The 18779-nt window shown below is 67.5% G+C and carries 17 protein-coding genes; 15 read left to right on the top strand and 2 right to left on the bottom strand.

All coding sequences use genetic code 11. The features are described 5' to 3' along the window. Window positions 1-15: 15 nt before the first annotated feature. Window positions 16-942 (bottom strand): LysR substrate-binding domain-containing protein, encoded by a 927-nt coding sequence (locus IEX88_RS13940; RefSeq protein WP_274604609.1) that lies wholly within the window; start codon window positions 940-942, stop codon window positions 16-18. Between the two features lie 137 nt (window positions 943-1079). Between IEX88_RS13940 and IEX88_RS13935 the strand changes: the two genes are divergently transcribed. The 7 genes from IEX88_RS13935 (at window position 1080) to IEX88_RS13905 (ending at window position 9830) form a co-directional block, all read left to right on the top strand. Then, on the top strand, window positions 1080-2681 hold the full coding sequence (locus IEX88_RS13935) for an ABC transporter substrate-binding protein (RefSeq protein ID WP_188851639.1): 1602 nt from the start codon (window positions 1080-1082) through the stop codon (window positions 2679-2681). Window positions 2682-2882: 201 nt separating this feature from the next. Continuing rightward, window positions 2883-3860 carry an ABC transporter permease gene (locus IEX88_RS13930; protein ID WP_188851891.1) on the top strand — a complete coding sequence of 326 codons (978 nt, stop codon included), beginning with the start codon at window positions 2883-2885 and terminating at the stop codon, window positions 3858-3860. Further along, window positions 3857-4792, top strand: a complete 936-nt coding sequence (locus IEX88_RS13925; protein WP_188851637.1) for an ABC transporter permease — start codon at window positions 3857-3859, stop codon at window positions 4790-4792. Before IEX88_RS13930 ends, IEX88_RS13925 begins: the two co-directional genes overlap by 4 nt. Next, on the top strand, window positions 4789-5838 hold the full coding sequence (locus IEX88_RS13920; protein ID WP_188851635.1) for an ABC transporter ATP-binding protein: 1050 nt from the start codon (window positions 4789-4791) through the stop codon (window positions 5836-5838). The genes IEX88_RS13925 and IEX88_RS13920 overlap by 4 nt, the downstream gene beginning before the upstream one ends. Next, entirely contained in the window at window positions 5835-6833 is a 999-nt protein-coding gene (locus tag IEX88_RS13915; protein WP_188851633.1) for an ABC transporter ATP-binding protein, read from the top strand. Before IEX88_RS13920 ends, IEX88_RS13915 begins: the two co-directional genes overlap by 4 nt. Before the next feature lie 65 nt (window positions 6834-6898). Beyond that, window positions 6899-8332: a M20 family metallopeptidase gene (locus IEX88_RS13910; protein ID WP_188851631.1), complete on the top strand. Its 1434-nt coding sequence runs from the start codon at window positions 6899-6901 to the stop codon at window positions 8330-8332. A gap of 94 nt (window positions 8333-8426) precedes the next feature. Continuing rightward, window positions 8427-9830: a M20 family metallopeptidase gene (locus IEX88_RS13905; RefSeq protein ID WP_188851629.1), complete on the top strand. Its 1404-nt coding sequence runs from the start codon at window positions 8427-8429 to the stop codon at window positions 9828-9830. Between the two features lie 40 nt (window positions 9831-9870). On the opposite strand, the gene IEX88_RS13900 is transcribed toward IEX88_RS13905, so the two are convergent. Then, entirely contained in the window at window positions 9871-10632 is a 762-nt protein-coding gene (locus IEX88_RS13900) for an SDR family NAD(P)-dependent oxidoreductase (RefSeq protein ID WP_188851627.1), read from the bottom strand. Window positions 10633-10979: 347 nt separating this feature from the next. On the opposite strand from IEX88_RS13900, the gene IEX88_RS13895 reads away from it, so the two are divergent. From IEX88_RS13895 to IEX88_RS13860, 8 genes are all read left to right on the top strand, one after another. Next, window positions 10980-12140 (top strand): transporter substrate-binding domain-containing protein, encoded by a 1161-nt coding sequence (locus IEX88_RS13895; RefSeq protein ID WP_188851625.1) that lies wholly within the window; start codon window positions 10980-10982, stop codon window positions 12138-12140. Beyond that, window positions 12137-12790 (top strand): ANTAR domain-containing response regulator, encoded by a 654-nt coding sequence (locus tag IEX88_RS13890; protein WP_188851623.1) that lies wholly within the window; start codon window positions 12137-12139, stop codon window positions 12788-12790. Before IEX88_RS13895 ends, IEX88_RS13890 begins: the two co-directional genes overlap by 4 nt. A gap of 254 nt (window positions 12791-13044) precedes the next feature. After that, the gene (locus tag IEX88_RS13885; RefSeq protein ID WP_373289595.1) at window positions 13045-14232 is read left to right on the top strand and encodes an urea ABC transporter substrate-binding protein; all 1188 of its coding nucleotides are present in this window, start codon (window positions 13045-13047) and stop codon (window positions 14230-14232) included. 103 nt (window positions 14233-14335) lie between these two features. Further along, window positions 14336-15208: an ABC transporter permease subunit gene (locus IEX88_RS13880; RefSeq protein WP_188851619.1), complete on the top strand. Its 873-nt coding sequence runs from the start codon at window positions 14336-14338 to the stop codon at window positions 15206-15208. 1 nt (window position 15209) lies between these two features. Next, window positions 15210-16286: a branched-chain amino acid ABC transporter permease gene (locus IEX88_RS13875; protein ID WP_188851617.1), complete on the top strand. Its 1077-nt coding sequence runs from the start codon at window positions 15210-15212 to the stop codon at window positions 16284-16286. Beyond that, window positions 16286-17005, top strand: a complete 720-nt coding sequence (locus IEX88_RS13870; RefSeq protein ID WP_188851615.1) for an ABC transporter ATP-binding protein — start codon at window positions 16286-16288, stop codon at window positions 17003-17005. Before IEX88_RS13875 ends, IEX88_RS13870 begins: the two co-directional genes overlap by 1 nt. Beyond that, window positions 16995-17711, top strand: coding sequence for an ABC transporter ATP-binding protein (locus tag IEX88_RS13865; RefSeq protein WP_188851614.1), 717 nt, complete (start codon window positions 16995-16997; stop codon window positions 17709-17711). Before IEX88_RS13870 ends, IEX88_RS13865 begins: the two co-directional genes overlap by 11 nt. 22 nt (window positions 17712-17733) lie before the next feature. After that, a complete protein-coding gene (locus IEX88_RS13860) occupies window positions 17734-18732 on the top strand; it encodes an acetamidase/formamidase family protein (protein ID WP_188851612.1) in 999 nt (332 codons plus the stop codon). Window positions 18733-18779: the final 47 nt, after the last annotated feature.

The raw sequence follows: 18779 nt of genomic DNA, 5'->3' as shown, positions 1-18779 counted from the left end.
GGGCATGGAAGGCGGTCAGGTGAGGCTCTTGCGCACCATGGCCATGAAGTCCGCCGCGGCCAGCGACAGGGGGCGACTGGCCGGCGAAAGGAAGCAGGTGCGGTGGGGAATACCCGGCTCGAAGGGGCGGACGACGATGCCGCTGCCCAGCTGGTGCACGATCGGGAACGGATTGAGCAGCGCGACGCCGAGGCCCTCGCGCACGAATTCGGCGGCAGAGACGGCCGTCGCCGTCTCGATCACGAGATGCCGGCGGACGCCGACCCTATCGAAGAAGCGGTCGATCTGCGTCCGCCCGGAGTGGCGCCGCGTCAGGGCGACGAAGGGCTGGCCCTCCAGATCCTGCGGCCGGATGACTTCGCGCTCGGCCAGGGGATGGCGGCTCGGCAGCGCGCAGATCGCCTCGGTCGCGACCAGAAGATCGCTGCGGACGCTGTCGTGCGTGACGGCGGTGTCGGTCAGGCCGATGTCGTGGCGGTCCTCGGCGATGTTGGTGACGAGCACGTCGCTCGACAGAACCTCGAACACGATTTCCAGCTGCGGATTGGCCTTGGTGAAGCGCGCGACGATCGGCGGCAGGAAGCGATGGGCGATCGTCGGCGGCGCGGCGATGCGCAGCGCGCCGGTGTGCGAGCCGCTGCCTGCGGTCGAGCGGTCGACGATGCGGGCAAGCGCCGCAAAGATCGGCCCGAGCTCGTCGTTGACGGCCAATGCGTCCGAATTGGGCACCAGCCGGCCACCGACACGATCGAAAAGCTGCCGTCCGAGCGCCGCCTCCAGCTCGGCCAGAGCGCGGCTCACGGCCGATTGCGACAGGCCGAGCCGCTGCGCCGCGACCGTCGTCTTGCCCGTCTCCACCAGCGCGCGCAGCACCTCGAGCTCACGAAGCGTGAACCCGGTGCGGCGTGGATCAGTCTGGGAGGCTGATTGTTTTTCAGGCATATCTATGCGGTTAATGTATATACTTTTCGCTTTCAAATTCAATTACAGCATAATAGCCTCCCTGCCAACAGCCGGATCCGTTCGGCAGTCAGGCGCCGGTCGGCGTCGCAATCCGCGTATCGTCGATGGAGACCAACATGACATCACGTGCCTTCCTCGCCTGCCTCGTCGCCGGCACAGCTTTGTCGGGAGCCGCCCAGGCGGCGGACCTGTCGGTCGGCCTGAAGTCCGAGGCGACCTCGATGGACCCGCAGTTCCATCAGCTCTCCACAAACACCCAGGTCCTCCTCAACATCTTCGAGGGACTGACCGACCAGGATCCGCAGCAGAAGGTCACTCCGGCCCTGGCGACGGCGTGGGAGGCGGTCGACGACACGACTTGGCGCTTCACCCTGCGCGAGGGCGTCAAGTTCCAGAACGGCAGCACCTTCTCGGCGCGCGACGTGATCTACACCTATTGCCGCGTGCCGCTGGTCGAGAACTCGCCCTCCTCCTTCACCATCTACACCGGCGCCATCGCCGACGTGACGGCGGACGGCGACAAGGCCGTGCTGATCAAGACCGTCGGCCCCAACCCGCTGCTGCCGACCGACGTCGCCAACCTGCCGATCCTCTCGGCCGATGCCGCCGGCGCCGAAGCGAGCGTAACCTACAAGCCGGGCGGCCAGTGCGAGGGCATGGGCACCGTGCCGCAGTCCGCCGCCTTCAACTCCCCCGAGGTGACGGTCGGAACCGGCCCCTACAAGCTGGAAAGCTTCGTGCGCGGCAGCCAGATGATCCTGACCCGCAACGAGGGCTACTGGGGCGAGCAGCCCGACTGGGACAAGGTGACGCTCCGGCCGATCACCAGCGACGGCCCGCGTGTCGCCGCCCTCCTGTCGGGCGACGTCGACATGATCGAGTCGCCGCCGATCCAGGACCTGAAGCGCATCGAGGACGGCGGCTACAGCGTCGTCGACGCGCTCTCCAACCGCATCATCTATCTCGCCATGGATCAGGACGGCGAGGCCCCAAACATCAACGGCACCGACGGCAAGAACCCGCTGCTCGACAAGAAGGTGCGCCAGGCGATCTCGCTCGCCGTCAACCGCGAGGCCATCGTCGAGCGCATCATGGGCGGCTATGCCCAAGCCGCCGGCGAACTTCTGCCGCCGCCGATGTTCGGCACCAATGGCCGCGCCGTCGACCAGTACGACGCCGAAAAGGCCAAGGCGCTTCTGACCGAGGCCGGCTATCCCGATGGGTTCGAGATCACGCTCGGCACGCCGAACGATCGCTACATCAACGACGCCCAGGTCGCCCAGGCCGTGGCGCAGATGCTGGCGCGCATCGGGATCAAGACCAATGTCGACGCGCAGACGGCGAGCCAGTTCTTCTCCCGCCGCAACAAGCTCGACTTCCCGATGTATCTCGCCGGCTGGAGCGCCTCCTCGGGCGAGATGTCCTCGCCGCTGAAGTCGCTGGTCGCCACCTATGACAAGGCGGCGGGCACCGGCCCGACCAACGCGGGACGCTATTCCAATCCCGAGATGGACAAGCTCTTGAAGGAAGCGATGTCCACCATCGACGACGCCAAGCGCGAGGACCTCCTGAAGCAGGCCGAGCAACTGGTTCTCGACGACTACGGCATCATCCCGCTGCATTACGAGCAGACGGTCTGGGCCGTGAAGAAGGGGCTCACCTACGAGCCGCGCGTCGACCAGTACACCATCGCCTCGGACGTCCACGCCGCGAAGTAGCACGCCCCGGCACCGCTCGGCCCGGCCATCGCGCCGGAGCCGAGAGGTGATCGAGACACCTGAAGTGGGACCCCGCCGGCGACAGGCCGGCGGCGTCCGCCCGGCAAGACTACGGTGCCCGCCATTTCCGGCCGGCTGCCGATCGCCGCCCGCCTGCGCCACGATGGCGGGTCGGCCGGCCCTTCCCTCTCGGAGGCGATGATGATCGTCTATCTCCTGCGACGCCTCGGCCAGAGCCTCGTTGCCCTCGCGGCGATGGCCATCATGGTCTTCGTCGGCGTCTTCGCCATCGGCAATCCCGTCGACATCCTGATCAGTCCGGAAGCCAACCAGTTCGAGATCGCGGCGACCACGGCGCGGCTCGGCCTCGACCGGCCGCTCTGGGAGCAGTTCGCGCTCTTCGTCGGCAATCTCTTCCAGGGCGATCTCGGCACCTCCTTCGTCTACGGCCGGCCCGCGCTCGACATCATCCTGCAACGCCTGCCGGCGACGATGGAGCTGGCGGTGACGGCACTGCTCCTCTCCGTCCTCGTCGGCGTGCCGCTCGGCGTCTATGCCGGGCTGAAGCCCGACAGCATCGGCGGCCGCTCGGTCATGGCCGGCTCGATCCTCGGCTTCTCCCTACCGAACTTCTGGCAGGGCATGCTGCTGATCCTCGTCTTCGCCGTGCTGCTCGGCTGGCTGCCCGCCGGCGGACGCGGCGAGACGGTGGAACTCCTCGGCATGCGCGTCAGCTTCCTCACCTGGGACGGGTTGCAGCACATGATCCTGCCGGCGCTGAACCTCGCTCTGTTCAAGATGTCGCTGGTGATCCGGCTGACGCGGGCGAACACCCGCGAGGTCGCCTTGCAGGAATACATCAAGTTCGCCCGCGCCAAGGGTCTCTCCTCCCGCCGCATCGTCCTCGTCCACATCCTGAAGAACATCATGATCCCGGTGGTGACGATCCTCGGCCTCGAACTTGGCTCGATGATCGCCTTCGCCATCGTCACCGAAACCGTCTTCGCCTGGCCAGGCATGGGCAAGCTCCTGATCGACTCGATCAACCTCCTCGATCGGCCAGTCATCGTCGCCTACCTCATGCTGACCGTGGTGATCATCGTCACGATCAACCTCGTCGTCGACCTCCTCTACTCCGCCCTCGATCCCCGCATCCGTCTGTCGCAGGTGAAATCATGAGCGACGACGCTTTCGTCTCCGGCCTCGCGCCGGTTGCGGCCGGCAAGCCGCTGGCGGTCGACAGCCCGCTGAAGCGCATCGCCCGCGCCTTCTTCGAGGACAAGCTCGCCGTCTTCGGCCTCGTGCTCTTCCTCGTGATGGTGCTGCTTGCCCTCTGTGCCCCGCTGATCGCGCCGCAGAACCCATACGATCTCGCCCAGCTCGACATCATGGACGGTGGCCAGCCGCCGGGAACGGCGAGCTTTTCCACCGGCGGGACCTACTATCTCGGCACCGACGAGCAGGGCCGCGACATGCTGTCGGCGATCCTCTACGGCCTGCGCATCAGCCTCGTCGTGGCCACCGTCTCGCTCGCCTGCGCGCTCGCGATCGGCGTCACCGCCGGCATGACGGCGGCCTATTTCGGCGGCAAGGTCGACGCGCTGATCATGCGCGTCGTCGACCTGCAGCTGTCCTTCCCGGCGATCCTGATCGCGCTCATCCTGCTCGCCCTCTGGGGCCGCGGGGTCGACAAGGTGATCATCGCCCTCGTTATCGTGCAATGGGCCTATTACGCCCGCACCGTGCGCTCCTCGGCCATGGTCGAGGCCCGCAAGGACTATATCGACGCGGCCCGGTGCCTGGCGCTCTCGCACGGCCGCATCATGTTTCACCATCTCCTGCCGAACTGCCTGCCGCCGCTGATCGTGGTCGCCACCGTGCAGATCGCCCAGGCGATCGCGCTGGAGGCGACGCTCTCCTTCCTCGGCGTCGGCGTGCCGATCACCGAGCCCTCGCTCGGCCTCCTCATCGCCAACGGCTACGATTTCCTCCTCTCCGGCCGCTACTGGGTCAGCCTCTTCCCCGGCATTGCCCTCGTCGTCACCATCGTCGCCATCAACCTCGTCGGCGACCGCCTGCGCGACGTCTTCAATCCGAGGCTGCAGAAATGACCGCGCTCCTCAGCGTCGAGGGTCTTCAGACCCATTTCTTCACCCGCGACGGCGTCGCCAAGGCCGTCGACGGCGTCAGCTTCAGCCTGGAGCGCGGCCAGATCCTAGGCCTCGTCGGCGAATCCGGCTCCGGCAAGTCGGTCACCGGCTTCTCGCTGCTCGGTCTCGTCGATCCGCCCGGCCGCATCGTCGGCGGCACCATCACCTTCGACGGCGCCGAACTGGTGAAGGGCGGCGAGCCGATGATGCGCAACCTGCGCGGCAAGCGCATCGCGATGATCTTCCAGGATCCGATGATGACGCTGAACCCGGTGCTGCGCATCGACACGCAGATGGTCGAGACCGTCCTGGCACACGAAAAGGTTTCGCGCGCGGAGGCGTTGAAGCGCTGCCGCGAGGCGCTGGTCATGGTCGGCATCGCCTCGCCCGACGAGCGCCTGCAGAGCTATCCGCATCAGTTCTCCGGCGGCATGCGCCAGCGCGTCGCCATCGCCATCGCGCTGTTGCATAAGCCCGACCTCATCATCGCCGACGAGCCGACGACGGCGCTCGACGTCACCATCCAGGCGCAGATCCTTGCCGAGGTGCAGAAGCTGTGCGCCGAGACCGGCACGGCGATGATCTGGATCACCCATGATCTCGCCATCGTCTCCGGCCTCGCCGACCGGCTGGCGGTGATGTATGCCGGCCGTGTCGTCGAGGAGGGCGAGACCGCCCGCGTCATCGAGCGGCCGCTGCATCCCTATACCAAGGGCCTGATCGAGTCCGTGCCGCAGGGCAAGACGCGCGGCGCCCGCCTCCAGCAGATCAGCGGCATGACACCCTCGCTTCTCAACCTGCCGCAGGGCTGCGCCTTCCGGCCGCGCTGCTCGCGCGCCGACGAGGCCTGCCTCGAAGAGCCGGCGCTGGACGAAAAGCTGCCCGACCGCAAGGTCCGCTGCTTTCATCCCTGGACGCTCGACCCCGTGGCGGACGCGCGGTCCGCGGCCCTGGCCGAGAAGGCCCGGTCCCGGACAGATGCGATCGTGACGGAGACGGTGCCATGAACGACGCCGTCATCGACATCGCCGGCGTCTCCAAGCGCTTCGTCAAGCAGCTCGACCTCGCCGAGCGGACGGCGCGCCTCCTCGGCGCCAATGTCCGCGAAGTGACGGTGCACGCCGTCGACGGCGTCGACCTGTCGATCCGCAAGGGCGAGGTCATGGGCCTCGTCGGCGAGTCCGGCTGCGGCAAGTCGACCCTCGGCCGCATGGTCGCTGGGCTCGATGCGCCGAGCGCCGGGCAGATACGCTTCCGCGGCAAGGACGTTTCGACGCTGAAGGGCGCCGAGGCGCGCGAAGCCGCGCTGAAGGTGCAGATGGTCTTCCAGGATCCGATGTCGGCGCTCAATCCGCGTCTGCGGGTCGACCAGATCGTCGGCGAGGCGCCGCGCGTGCATGGCCTCGCCGGTCGTGGCGAGATCGACTCCTATGTCGAGGCGGCGCTGCAGCGCGTCGGCCTCGATCCCGCGATGCGCAAGCGCTATCCGCACCAATTCTCCGGCGGCCAGCGGGCCCGCATCGGCATCGCCCGGGCGCTCGCTGTGCAGCCCGACTTCATCGTCTGCGACGAATCCGTCGCAGCCCTCGACGTCTCGATCCAGGCGCAGATCCTCAACCTTTTCATGGACCTGCGCGAGGAACTGGATCTGACTTATCTGTTCATCAGCCACGATCTCGGCGTCGTCGAGCACATCTCCGACCGTATCGCGATCATGTATCTCGGGCGCATGGTCGAGCAGGGCCCGAGCGAAGAGATCTTCGCCACGCCGAACCATCCCTACACCCAGGCGCTGCTCGCCGAGATCCCGACCTTCGCCACCACCAAGAAGACCTATTCGGCGATCAAGGGCGAAATCCCCTCGCCGATCGACCCGCCGCCCGGTTGCCATTTCCACCCGCGCTGCCCGCACGCCTTCGAGCGCTGCCGGGTGGAACGTCCGGCGCTGAAGGCGATCGCGCCGGGCCGCGTTTCGGCCTGTCACCTCAACGATGTGAGCTGACCGGCCACCATTGCCCGATGCCCCTGCGCACCGGGACACACAAGCAGCAGACAAGAGGAAGACCCATGGCCAATTCCAACGCCGAGAGCATCTGGAACCTCGTCGACGCCCGGCGCGCCGACTACGAGGCGCTGAGCGATCGCATCTGGGGCATGCCGGAGATCGCCTACACCGAATACCGTTCCAGCGCCGAGCACACCAAAATGCTGCGCGACGAGGGTTACAGGGTCACCGAGGGCCCGGCCGGCATTCCGACCGCGGTGATCGGCGAGGCCGGATCCGGCGGACCGGTGATCGCCTTCCTCGGCGAGTACGACGCCCTGCCCGGCCTCAGCCAGGAGGCCGGCATCGCCGAGCCGAAGCCGCTGGACGGCAATGGCCACGGCCATGGCTGCGGCCACAACATGCTGGGCTCCGCCGCACTTCTGGCCGCCACGGCCTTCAAGAACTATCTCGCCGAGAACAATCTCCCGGGCACCGTGCGCTACTATGGCTGCCCGGCAGAAGAGGGCGGCGCGGCCAAGGCCTTCATGGTGCGCGACGGCTTGTTCGACGACGTCGACGCGGCGATCACCTGGCACCCGGCCTCGTTGACGCGTGTCGACGACGCCCTGTCGCTCGCCAACACCCGCATCGACTTCACCTTCAAGGGCCGCGCTTCGCATGCCGCGGCAGCGCCCCATCTCGGCCGCTCGGCGCTCGATGCGGTCGAGTTGATGAATGTCGGCGTCAACTATCTGCGCGAGCACGTTCCGGCGGATTCGCGCATCCATTACGCGATGATCGACGGCGGCGGCATCGCGCCCAACGTCGTCCAGGCCCACGCGAAGGTGCGCTATGCCGTGCGCTCGCGCGATCTCCACGGCATGAAGCAGCTGAACGAGCGGGTGATCGACGTCGCCCGCGGCGCGGCGCTAATGACCGGCACCGAGATGGAGTTCAAGATCCTCAGCGCCGTCTCCAACCTTCTCGCCAACACGCCGATGGAGGAGACGATGCACGCCAATCTCGAACGCCTCGGCCCCGTCCCCTTCGACGCCGAGGACCGCGCCTATGCCGCGAAGATCCAGGCGACGTTGAGCGAGGAGGACATCGCCAGCGACTATCTGCGCTGCGGCGTCGACGAGCGGCCGGACACGCCGCTCTGCGACTTCATCGTGCCGATGGATTCGGTCGGCGAGGCGATGATCGGCTCGACGGATGTCGGCGACGTGTCCTGGGCGGTGCCGACGGTGCAGGCGCGCGTCGCCACCCACGCCATCGGCTCGCCGGGCCATTCCTGGCAGATCACCGCGCAGGGCAAGGCGCCGGCGGCCAAGAAGGGCCTCGTCTACGCCGCCAAGGCGATGGCCGGCACCGCCGTCGACCTCCTGAACGATCCGGCGCTGCTGGCGCGCGCCAAGGCCGACCATCAGGCGCGTCTGGCGAAGAAGCCCTACGCCTCGCCGATCCCGGCCGACGTGAAGGCGCCGATCCAGCCGCGGCCGCAGACCCTCTAGCCCCGGCCGTGCGGCGCTCGCCCCTTCCGGAGAGAACGCCGCACGCTCGGCGTTCATTGCCCGCTGCTTGTTGCCCCAGAAATGTGAGACCCGCATGACGCCCACGCCAGACGGTGCCCTGTCGCGCATCCGCGCCTATTTCGACGATGGCGGCTATCTCGCAGAGCTGGCGCAGCTCGTCGCGCACGAGACCGAGAGCCAGGATCCCAGCCGCAAGTCCGAGCTCCTGCGCTATCTCGTCGAGGAGATGGAGCCCTGGCTGCGCTCCCTCGGCTGCACGACGGAGATTTTCCCGAACAGCGATCCGCGCGGCGGCCCTTTCCTCGTCGGGGAGCGGATCGAGGACCCGGCCTTCGAGACCGTCCTCACCTACGGCCATGGCGACGTGATCCGGGCGCAGACCACCGAGTGGCGCGCCGGCCTGCATCCCTTCCAGCTCGTGGTGGAGGGCGATCGCGCCTACGGCCGCGGCACCGCCGACAACAAGGGCCAGCACCTCATCAACCTCGCCGCCCTGCGCGCCGTCCTCGCCGAGCGAGGGTGCCTCGGCTTCAACTTGAAAGTCGTCATCGAGATGTCGGAGGAGACCGGCTCGGCCGGTCTCGCCGCCTTCTTCGAGGCCGAGAAGGCGCGGCTGGCCGCCGACGTCCTCATCGCCTCCGACGGCCCGCGCATCCAGGCCGACCGCCCGACGATGTTCATGGGCAGCCGCGGCGGCGTCAATTTCGACCTCGCCGTTGTCTGCCGGGAGGGCGCGCATCACTCCGGCAACTGGGGCGGCCTGTTGATCGATCCGGCGACGCGCCTCGCCCATGCCCTCGCCACCATCGTCGATGCGCGCGGCCAGATCCTGATCCCGGAATGGCGGCCCACCAGCCTGACGCCGAAGATCCGGCAAGCCATCGCCGCCTGCCCGCTCGGCACCCGCGATCCCCCGATCGACGCGGAGTGGGGCGAGGAAGGGCTGACGCCGGCGGAGCGTGTCTTCGGCTGGAATTCCTTCGCCGTTCTCGCGATGAAGAGCGGCGTGCCGGAGGCGCCGGTCAACGCCATTTCCGGCCATGCTTCGGCGCACTGCCAGCTGCGCTACGTCGTCGGCACCGATCCCGAGGACATCCTGCCGGCGCTGCGCCGCCATCTCGATGCCAACGGTTTTGCCGACGTGACGGTGACGCCCGCCGACCGCGAGTTCTTTCGGGCGACGCGGCTCGATCCGGACCATCCCTGGGTCGAGCGCGTGCGCGCCTCGATCGAGCGCAGCACGGGGCAGTCACCGGTGGTGCAGCCGAACCTCGCCGGCTCGCTGCCGAACGACAGCTTTTCCGAGATCCTCGGCCTGCCGACGATCTGGATCCCGCATTCCTATCCCGGCTGCTCGCAGCATGCGCCGAACGAGCACGTGCTGCTCGGCACCTGCCGCTCCGCGCTGGAGCTGATGACGGCCCTGTTCTACGACCTGGGCGAGCCTCGGGCAGCGGGGTCCGCCGCCGGCGCCTGAGCGTCCGGGCGCCGGTGAAACGGCCCGAGGCGGGTCCGCCCTAGAACTGCACACCGCGGGTCAACGCTCCGTCGATGACGAGATTGCTGCCGGTGATGAAGCTCGCCGCGGGACTCGCGAGGAACACGGCGCCGTTGGCGATTTCCTGCGGCGTCGCCATGCGGCCCGTCGGGTTGAGCGCCAGCGAGGCGGCGAAGAGTTCGGGATTGCCCTTCTCGATCTGGTCCCAGACGCCGCCGGCGAAATATGTATTGCCCGGCGACACGGAATTGGCCCGGATATTCTTGCCCGCGAGCTGGAAGGCCAATCCTTGCGTGTAATGGATGATCGCGGCCTTGAACACGCCGTAGGGTCCGGCGGCGAAGTCGATCTCGCGGCCGGAGACGCTGGAGATGGTCACGATGGACGCCTTGCCACTCTTTTCCAGAAACGGCATCGCCGCCTCGACGAGGCGCACCGTCCCCATCATGTCGGTCTGAAACTCCTTGTTCCAGCTCTCCTCGTCCGCGCCGATCGACAGCGCGCTGACATTGGCGACCACGATGTCGAGGCCGCCGAATTCCGCGCCGACCTCGGCGACCCAGCCTTTCAGCGCCGCGGCGTCGGCGACGTCGACCGCCCGGGCGAGGACCGTCGTGCCGCGACCGCGCAGCTTCTCCGCCGCAGCCTCGAGATCCGCCGGGTTGCGTGCGCAGATGGCAATATCGCAACCTTCCGCCGCCAGCGTGTCGGCGATGGCGAGGCCGATGCCCTTGCTGCCGCCGGTGATGATGGCCTTGAGGCCGCGCAAGCCGAGATCCATGGAAATCCCTTTCCGTTGACGCCTGATGAGGTGAATGCCGGGGATCCTCGAGGCCGTCAGAAGGGCGGAGGGTTTCCGATGACGCCCAACTTTCCGCATTCGCGCCGCCTTGGCAAGCCGCTCTCCGTGCGCCTCCACCGTCCGACAGGGGCCGATTGGGCCTACTGAGGCGCGTTCCGATTTTTGCCGCTTGACAAGCCGGCGGCCACGCGCCTAGCTTAAATCCTAGGCGTTGGGCAGAGCTGCCCGCAATTGCGCCAGAAGATCGTTGACTCCTTGATTTTCCGTTTGGCAACTTCGCCTCGCAGCACTCGGTGCTGAGAGGCTTTTGGCGTTTGGTCCCCGGCATGACTCGCAAGTCCACCCCCATCGGCCTGCTGCTCTCGACCACCGGCTCCTATGGAACGGTCGGCCGGACGGCGCTGAACGGAGCGCTGCTGGCTTGCCGCGAGATCAATGAGGATGCCGATTTCGGGCTCGCCCTCGAGCCGGTCCATGCCGATCCCGGGGGTGTCCTCGCCGATTACGCGGCGGGCACCGAAGCCATGCTGGCACAGGGCATCCGCCATGTCGTCGGCTGCTACACCTCGTCGAGCCGCAAGGAGGTGATCCCCCTCTTCGAAAAGCGCGACGCGCTGCTCTGGTACCCGACACACTACGAGGGCTTCGAATCCTCGCCGAACGTCGTCTATACCGGCTCGGCCCCGAACCAGCACATCTCGCCGCTGATCGACCATCTCGTGGCCTGCCACGGAACCCGCGCCTTCTGCATCGGCTCGAACTACATCTGGGCCTGGGAGAGCAACCGCGTGCTGCGCGAGGACCTTCTGGCGCGCGGCGGCACGGTTCTCGGCGAGCGCTACGTGGCGGTCGGCGAAACCGACATGGACCGGGTGATCGAGACGATCCTCTCGGCCGAGCCGGACTTCATCTTCAATTCGCTCATCGGGCAGTCGGCCTACGCCTTCTTCCGCGCCTTCCGCCAGGCCTGCCAGGCCCGCGGCATCGACCAGGTGGCGCGCTACCCCGTCGCCAGCTGCAACCTTTCGGAGCCGGATTTGCAGGAGATCGGCACCGAGGCGGTCGACGGCCATCTGAGCTCCAGCGTCTACTTCGCCTCGATCGACACGCCGGCCAACCGCGCCTTCGCGTCCGCCTATGCCGCCTCCTTTCCCGGCGCGCCGGGCCCCTCCTCCGAGGCCGAGGCCGCCTATGTCGCGGTCCGCCTGCTGGCCCTGGCGCTCCGGGCAGCCGGCAGCGACGATGTCCAGGCGGTGCAGGCCGCCGTCGCGCGCCAGGCGATCGACGCGCCGCAGGGGCGCGTGCACATCGACAAGGAAACCTTTCACGCCTATCTCACGCCGCGCATCGCCCGCTCGCGCAAGGACGGCCAGTTCGACATCGTGGTCGAGGCCAAATCCCCCCTGCGGCCGGACCCCTATCTCGTCCGCAATCTGGCGCCGATCGCGGCCGTCGCGCGGCGGCCGATGCTGAGGGTGGTGTCGTGAGCCCGCCCCGCTTCGTCCAGAATTTCAGCCAGTGCCGGGCACTGCTGGTGTCGCGCGACAGCCGCGCGCTCGAGGCGCTGGAAGCGACGCTGCCGAAGCTCGGCCTCGCCGTGACCACCCTGGCCCTCGTCGACGACGAGGTCTCTCTGCCGCTCGAGGATCTCGACCCCGAGCGTGACATCCTCTTCGTCGACGGCGACCTGCACCGGCCGCTGCAGTGGCCGGCGGGGCTCGGCGCGGTGCCGCCGATCCCCGTGGTCGGCATCGTCGGCGTCGAGGCGCCGAGCCGGCTGAAGGCGCTGATCCAGATCGGCGCGACGGCCTTCGTGCCGAAGCCCGTGCACGGCGCGACGCTCTATTCGGCGCTGGTTCTCGGCGTCAACGCCTTTGCCCGCCGCCGCCGCATGCTCTCCGACATCGCCGAGCACGAGCAGCGTCGGCGCCAGCGCCGGCATGTCGTCAAGGCGGTCGTCGGCATCGTCACAACAGAGCATGTCAGCGACGAGATCGCCTATGAGCGGCTGCGGCGCGAGAGCATGCGCCTCCGGGTCAGCGTCGAGACGCTGAGCGAAATGCTGGTCCAGCAATGGGCCGGCGAGGAAGCCCCCTGCGACGCCGCGGCCGTGCCTCGGCAGGGCATCGGGGAATAGGCGCGGGTCCTTCGCGGGACCGCCGTCCGGCGCTTCGGCTCAGGGCCGACCGCCCTTCAGAGCTTCATCTCGGAGGACCAATGTCCGCTCCTCCGAAACGCCAGGGAAGGCCGCGGAAGGAGCACCCGCGCCGGCCACCGACCCCGCTCGCCCTCGAACCGCCGGCCTCGCCCCTCCGGGAGCCTGCCGGCCCGTCAACCAAGGAGCCCTTCATGCGATTCAGAGCCTCAGGCGCCCTCGCGGCGCTCGGCACCATGCTGCTCGTTTCCAGCGCCGCCTTCGCCGCCGATCCGATCAAGCTCGGCGTGCTCGAAGACCAGTCCGGCGATTTTGCCGTTGCCACCATCGGCAAGGTCCACGGCATCCAGCTCGCGGCGGAAGAGATCAATGCCGGCGGCGGCATCGACGGGCGGCCGCTGGAGCTCGTCATCTACGACACCCAGTCGGACAACACGCGCTACCAGGAGTTCATGCGCCGCGTCCTGCAGCGCGATAAGGTCGACGCCGTCTTCGCCGGCTTCTCCTCGGCCTCGCGCGAGGCCTACCGGCCGATCGTCGACCAGTTCAAGGGCCTCGCCTTCTACAACAACCAGTACGAGGGCGGGGTCTGCGACGCCAACATGATCGTCACCGGCGCGGTGCCCGAGCAGCAGTTCTCGACGCTCATCCCCTACATGATGGAGAAGTACGGCAAGAAGGTCTACACGATCGCCGCCGACTACAATTTCGGCCAGATCTCGGCCGAATGGGTGCGCAACATCGTCAAGGAGAACGGCGGCGAGATGGCCGGCGAGGAGTTCATCCCGCTCGGCGTGTCGCAGTTCTCGCAGACCATCCAGAACATCCAGACCGCCAAGCCCGACGTCCTCGTCACGCTGCTCGTCGGCACCGCCCAGGCCTCCTATTACGAGCAGGCGGGCGCGGCGAACCTGAAGGTGCCGATGGCCTCCTCGGTCAATGTCGGCCAGGGCTACGAGCACAAGCGCTTCAAGCCACCGTCGCTCGCCAACATGTACGTCACCACCAACTACATCGAGGAAGTCGACACGCCGGAGAGCAAGGCCTTCCTCGCCAAGTGGAAGGCGAAATTCCCGGACGAGCCCTACGTCAACCAGGAGGCCGAAAACTCCTATCTCGCCGTCTATCTCTACAAGCAGATGGTCGAGCGGGCGAAGTCGACCGATCACGACGCCATCCGCAAGGTGATCGCCGAGGGCGACGTCTGCATGGACGCGCCGGAAGGCCGGGTCTGCATCGACCCGAAGAGCCAGCACATGTCGCACACGATCTACCTCGCCAAAGTCGGCGACGATCACTCGATCACCTTCCCGAAGGTCTGGCAGGACATCAAGCCCTACTGGCTCGGCGAGGCGGGCTGCGACCTGACCAAGAGCAATCCCGAGGCGCAGTACACGCCGTCGAACCCGCCCCCGAAGGGCTGATCGCGCCGGAGGGGCGCGCGTTTCTCGCGTCCCTCCCCGCCTCGCCGTCCGGCGCCGCTTCGGCAAAGCCGGACGGACTTCCCCTCGCCCACAAGGATTTCGCATGGACGCGTTGCACGCCGTCTTCAGCTTCCTCTACCAGTCCGGCGACGCCTTCGCCTTTCTCGTTCTCTCCGCCTGCGGCCTCGCCGTGATCTTCGGCATGATGGGCGTGATCAACCTCGCGCATGGCGAATTCATCCTCTGCGGCGCCTATGTCTCGACGACGGCGACGCATCTCGGCCTGCCCCTGCCGCTGTCGATCCTCGTCGGCATGGCGGTCGCCGGTCTCGTCGGCATGGCGCTGGAGCGGCTCGTCATCCGTCATCTCTACGACCGGCCGCTCGACACCATCGTCGCCACCTGGGGCATCTCGATGATCGCGACGCAAGGCACGCTGATCCTCCTCGGCTCGACGATGCAGGGCTCCGGCACGCCCTTCGGCAGCTTCGAGGTCGGCCCCTATTCCTATTCCGTCTATCGCCTCGTGCTGATGGGCGCCGCGCTGGCGACCCTCGCCCTCCTGTTCCTGATCTTCACCCGCACGCGCTTCGGCATCCTCGCCCGGGCGACCATCCAGGTGCCGCACATCGCCGAGGCGCTCGGCGTCGACACGCGGCTGATCTACAGCCTCACTTTCGGCCTCGGCGCGGCGCTCGCTGGCCTCTGCGGCGGGCTCTACGCGCCGACGATGACGCTGGTGCCGACCATGGGCAGCACCTTCGTGGTCGAGGCCTTCGTCACCGTCGTCGTCGGCGGCGCCGACATCTTTCTCGGCACCGCTCCGGCCGCGGCCATTCTCGGCATCGCCAAGGCCGCGCTGACCTCCTGGCAGGGCCAGATGGCCGGCCAGATCGGCCTCCTCGTCGCCGTCATCATCGTCATCCGCATCCTGCCGCGCGGCCTGTCGGGCTGGATCCTGCGGGAGAGGAGCTGAGATGGCCGCGCCTTCCCGTCTGGCATCGACGCTGTCGCTCATCGAGGGCCCGCAGACCCTGGGTCGCGGCCGCGGCTTCTGGTCCGCCTTCGCCCTCGTCCTCGTTCTGGCCTGCGCCTATCCGCTGTTTGCCGACGGCTACGACGTCGGCAACAACGTCTACTTCTTCAACTGGACCTTCATGGCGCTCGGGCTCAGCCTGATCTGGGGCTATGGCGGCGCGCTCTCCTTCGGCCAGACCGCCTTCTTCGGCGTCGCGGCCTATGCCTATGGCATCATCGCGATCAATCTCGGCGACGCCTACGGCCTGACCGTCTTCGCCCTTGTCGCCGCGGTGGCGATCTCGGCGCTGTTTGCCGCCGTGCTCGGCTATTTCCTGTTCTTCGGGCGGATCAGCGGCGTCTTCCTCGGCATCGTCACGCTGTCCGTCACGCTCGTCCTCGAACGCTTCATGGCGCAGACGGCGGGTCCGGAATGGAAGATCGGCACCGCCCGTCTCAACGGCTTCAACGGCATGGGCGGCATGTCGCCGCTGACCATCCCCTTCCCCGGCGGCGACATCACGCTGTTTCCCGATGTCGGCCTCTACTACGTCACCCTCGCGTTGATGGTGATCGCCTATCTCGCCCTGCGCATGCTGGTGAACTCGCGCTTCGGAAACGTCCTCGTCGCCATCCGCGAGAACCCGGAGCGGGCGGAAATGCTCGGCTACGACATCCGGAAATACCAGCTCGGCGCCTTCGTCATCGGCTCCGGCCTCGCCGGCCTCTCCGGCGTCCTCTACACCGCCTGGGGCCAGTACATCACGCCCTCCTCGATGGGCATGACCGCAGCGGCGCTGCCGATCGTCTGGGTCGCCGTCGGCGGTCGCAGCGATCTCACGGCGACGCTGCTCGGCACGCTGCTCGTCCTCGCCGGTTTCCAGGCGCTGACCATCTACGGCAGCCAGTACGCGCTGGTCGTCATGGGCTTTCTGCTCGTCGTCACCGTCCTCGTCGCGCCCCGCGGCATCATCCTGGGGCTCGGCTCGGTGGTCGCAAGAGTGTTCAGGCGCAGGCCCGTGCGGGGAGAAGGCTGATGGCGATCCTCGAAACACGGGCCCTCAACAAGTGGTTCGGCGGCCTGCACGTCACCGGCGGCGTCGACTTCGCGCTCGAACCCGGCGAGATCCACTGCCTGATCGGGCCGAACGGCGCCGGCAAGAGCACCTTCTTCCGCCTCGTCCTCGGCGAGCACCTGCCGACGAGCGGGCAGATCCTCTACAAGGGCGAGGACATCACCAAGCGCAAACCCTTCGAGCGCATCCGCCGCGGCATTTCGGTGAAATTCCAGGTGCCGGGCATCTTCAAGGCGCTGAGCGTCCGGCAGAACCTCGAAATCGCGCTGCAGCACCATCTCGCCAAGGCGGACCTTAACGCCGAGATCGACCGACTCCTGACCTTCCTCAACCTCACCGATGCGGCCACGCAGCTCGCCGGCAATCTCAGCCACGGCCAGAAGCAGTGGCTGGAGATCGGCATGGCGATCAGCCTGAAGCCGGAACTCCTGCTGCTCGACGAGCCGACCGCCGGCATGACGCCGGACGAGACGCATGCGACCGGCGAGATGGTGCAGGCGCTGAACGCCGGCGGCGTCACGGTGCTGGCCGTCGAGCACGACATGGCCTTCGTCCGCCAGATCGCCCGCAAGGTCACCGTGCTGCATTTCGGCAAGATCTTCGCGCAAGGGACGATCGACGAGATCGTCGCGGACGACCGGGTCGCCGCCATCTATCTGGGGCAGTCCGATGCGCACTGAGATCCTTCTCAACACCGTCGGTCTCTGGTCGGGCTATGGCGGCAAGCCGGTGCTGCAGGGCGTCGACATGGACGTCCGGGCGGGCGAGATCGTCGCCGTGATCGGCCGCAACGGCGTCGGCAAGTCGACGCTGATGAAAAGCCTGATCGGCCTTTTGCCGACCGACAAGGGCTCCGTCGTCTTCGGCGGCACCGCGATCGACGCACTCGCCGCCCACAAGCGGGCCCGCCTCGGCATCGGCTATGTGCCGCAGGGCCGCGACGTCTTCCCGCGCATGAGCGTGTTCGAGAACCTCGCCGTCGGCCTGTCGATCTCCGGAAAGGCGGCGCCCGAGGGCCGGATCGAGGAAATTTTCGGCTATTTCCCGATCCTCTCCGAGCGCCGCGACCAGCGCGCCGGCACCCTGTCCGGCGGCCAGCAGCAGCAGCTCGCCATCGGCCGCGTGCTGATGGGCAGCCCGTCGCTGATCCTGCTCGACGAACCGTCGGAAGGGATCCAGCCGAACATCGTCCAGGACATCGCCCGCATCATGGTCGAGCTGAACCTCAAGACCGGGGTGTCGATCGTCTTCGTCGAGCAGAACATCGACATGATCCGGGCCATGGCGCAGCGCTGCTACGTCATGGACAAGGGCCGCATCACCGACGAAATCCCGCCCGAGACGCTGGAGGACCGCGATGCCGTCCGCCGCTTCCTGGCCGTCTGACAAAAGAATGGAGGAGAGAGACATGAACTGGTTCGACGATTCGATCATGGCCCGCAAGGGCGTGGCCCGCGGCAAGGCCGGCGAGACCTACGCCATCACCGAGGAAAGCCAGGGCAAGTACCACTATGTCTACGGCGCCTTCGTCGATCCGATCCTGCGGGTCGATCCCGGCGCCGTCGTTTCCGCCGAGACGCACGACGCCTTCGAGGGCGCGATCCGGCACGAGACCGACAGACCGAGCGAGATCCTGAATTTTCCCTATCTCAACCCGCAGAACGGGCCGATCTGGGTCAACGGCGCCGAGAAGGGCGACACGCTCGCGGTCTATATCGACAGCATCGTCCCGCGCGGACCGCAGCCCTGCGGCACCACCGTGATCATGCCGGAATTCGGCGGCCTGGTGCCGACGCACGACACCGCCCTCCTCACCGCGCCGCTCCCGGAGCGGGTCAAGAAGCTGCATGTCGATCCCGTCACCGGCGTGAAGTGGAACGACCGCATCACTTTGCCCTACGAGCCCTTCATCGGCACCATCGGCACCGCGCCGGAGATCGAGGCGATCTCCTCGCTCGTCCCGGACTATTACGGCGGCAACATGGATCTGCCGGACGTCGCGCCCGGCGCCGTCATCTACCTACCGGTGAACACCGCCGGCGCCTATCTCTATGTCGGCGACTGCCATGCCGCGCAGGGCGACGGCGAGCTCTGCGGCGTCGCCATCGAGCACCCGACCGTGACGACGCTGAAGATCGACCTGATCAAGGGCTGGACGATCAAGACGCCGCGGCTGGAGAACGACAAGTTCTTCATGACCATCGGCTCGGCCCGGCCGATGGAGGATGCGACGCGCCAGGCCTATCGCGAGCTGATCCGGTGGATGGCCGCCGATTTCGGATTCGACGAGATCGACGCCTACATGCTGCTCACGCAGTGCGGCCGCGTCCGCCTCGGCAACATGGTCGACCCGAAATACACCATGGGCGCCTCCGTCCTCAAAAGCATCGTCGGCTCGCCCCGCTGACAGCCGTTTTCGCCGGGGTGCCGAGGGCCTCTGGCCTTTCAGGCGCC

The sequence above is a fragment of the Aureimonas glaciei genome (assembly GCF_014643375.1).
Taxonomy (GTDB): Bacteria; Pseudomonadota; Alphaproteobacteria; order Rhizobiales; family Rhizobiaceae; genus Plantimonas; species Plantimonas glaciei.
Note: the sequence above shows the minus strand (reverse complement) of the source record. Positions and strands in the feature narration are given on the sequence as shown.

Coding starts and splice junctions, on each gene's coding strand:
- IEX88_RS13905 (WP_188851629.1), top strand. CDS start 8,427: ATGACGCCCACGCCAGACGGTGCCCTGTCGCGCATCCGCGCCTATTTC.
- IEX88_RS13875 (WP_188851617.1), top strand. CDS start 15,210: ATGGCCGCGCCTTCCCGTCTGGCATCGACGCTGTCGCTCATCGAGGGC.
- IEX88_RS13895 (WP_188851625.1), top strand. CDS start 10,980: ATGACTCGCAAGTCCACCCCCATCGGCCTGCTGCTCTCGACCACCGGC.
- IEX88_RS13885 (WP_373289595.1), top strand. CDS start 13,045: ATGCTGCTCGTTTCCAGCGCCGCCTTCGCCGCCGATCCGATCAAGCTC.
- IEX88_RS13900 (WP_188851627.1), bottom strand. CDS start 10,632: ATGGATCTCGGCTTGCGCGGCCTCAAGGCCATCATCACCGGCGGCAGC.
- IEX88_RS13880 (WP_188851619.1), top strand. CDS start 14,336: ATGGACGCGTTGCACGCCGTCTTCAGCTTCCTCTACCAGTCCGGCGAC.
- IEX88_RS13870 (WP_188851615.1), top strand. CDS start 16,286: ATGGCGATCCTCGAAACACGGGCCCTCAACAAGTGGTTCGGCGGCCTG.
- IEX88_RS13910 (WP_188851631.1), top strand. CDS start 6,899: ATGGCCAATTCCAACGCCGAGAGCATCTGGAACCTCGTCGACGCCCGG.
- IEX88_RS13930 (WP_188851891.1), top strand. CDS start 2,883: ATGATCGTCTATCTCCTGCGACGCCTCGGCCAGAGCCTCGTTGCCCTC.
- IEX88_RS13915 (WP_188851633.1), top strand. CDS start 5,835: ATGAACGACGCCGTCATCGACATCGCCGGCGTCTCCAAGCGCTTCGTC.
- IEX88_RS13860 (WP_188851612.1), top strand. CDS start 17,734: ATGAACTGGTTCGACGATTCGATCATGGCCCGCAAGGGCGTGGCCCGC.
- IEX88_RS13920 (WP_188851635.1), top strand. CDS start 4,789: ATGACCGCGCTCCTCAGCGTCGAGGGTCTTCAGACCCATTTCTTCACC.
- IEX88_RS13940 (WP_274604609.1), bottom strand. CDS start 942: ATGCCTGAAAAACAATCAGCCTCCCAGACTGATCCACGCCGCACCGGG.
- IEX88_RS13865 (WP_188851614.1), top strand. CDS start 16,995: ATGCGCACTGAGATCCTTCTCAACACCGTCGGTCTCTGGTCGGGCTAT.
- IEX88_RS13935 (WP_188851639.1), top strand. CDS start 1,080: ATGACATCACGTGCCTTCCTCGCCTGCCTCGTCGCCGGCACAGCTTTG.
- IEX88_RS13925 (WP_188851637.1), top strand. CDS start 3,857: ATGAGCGACGACGCTTTCGTCTCCGGCCTCGCGCCGGTTGCGGCCGGC.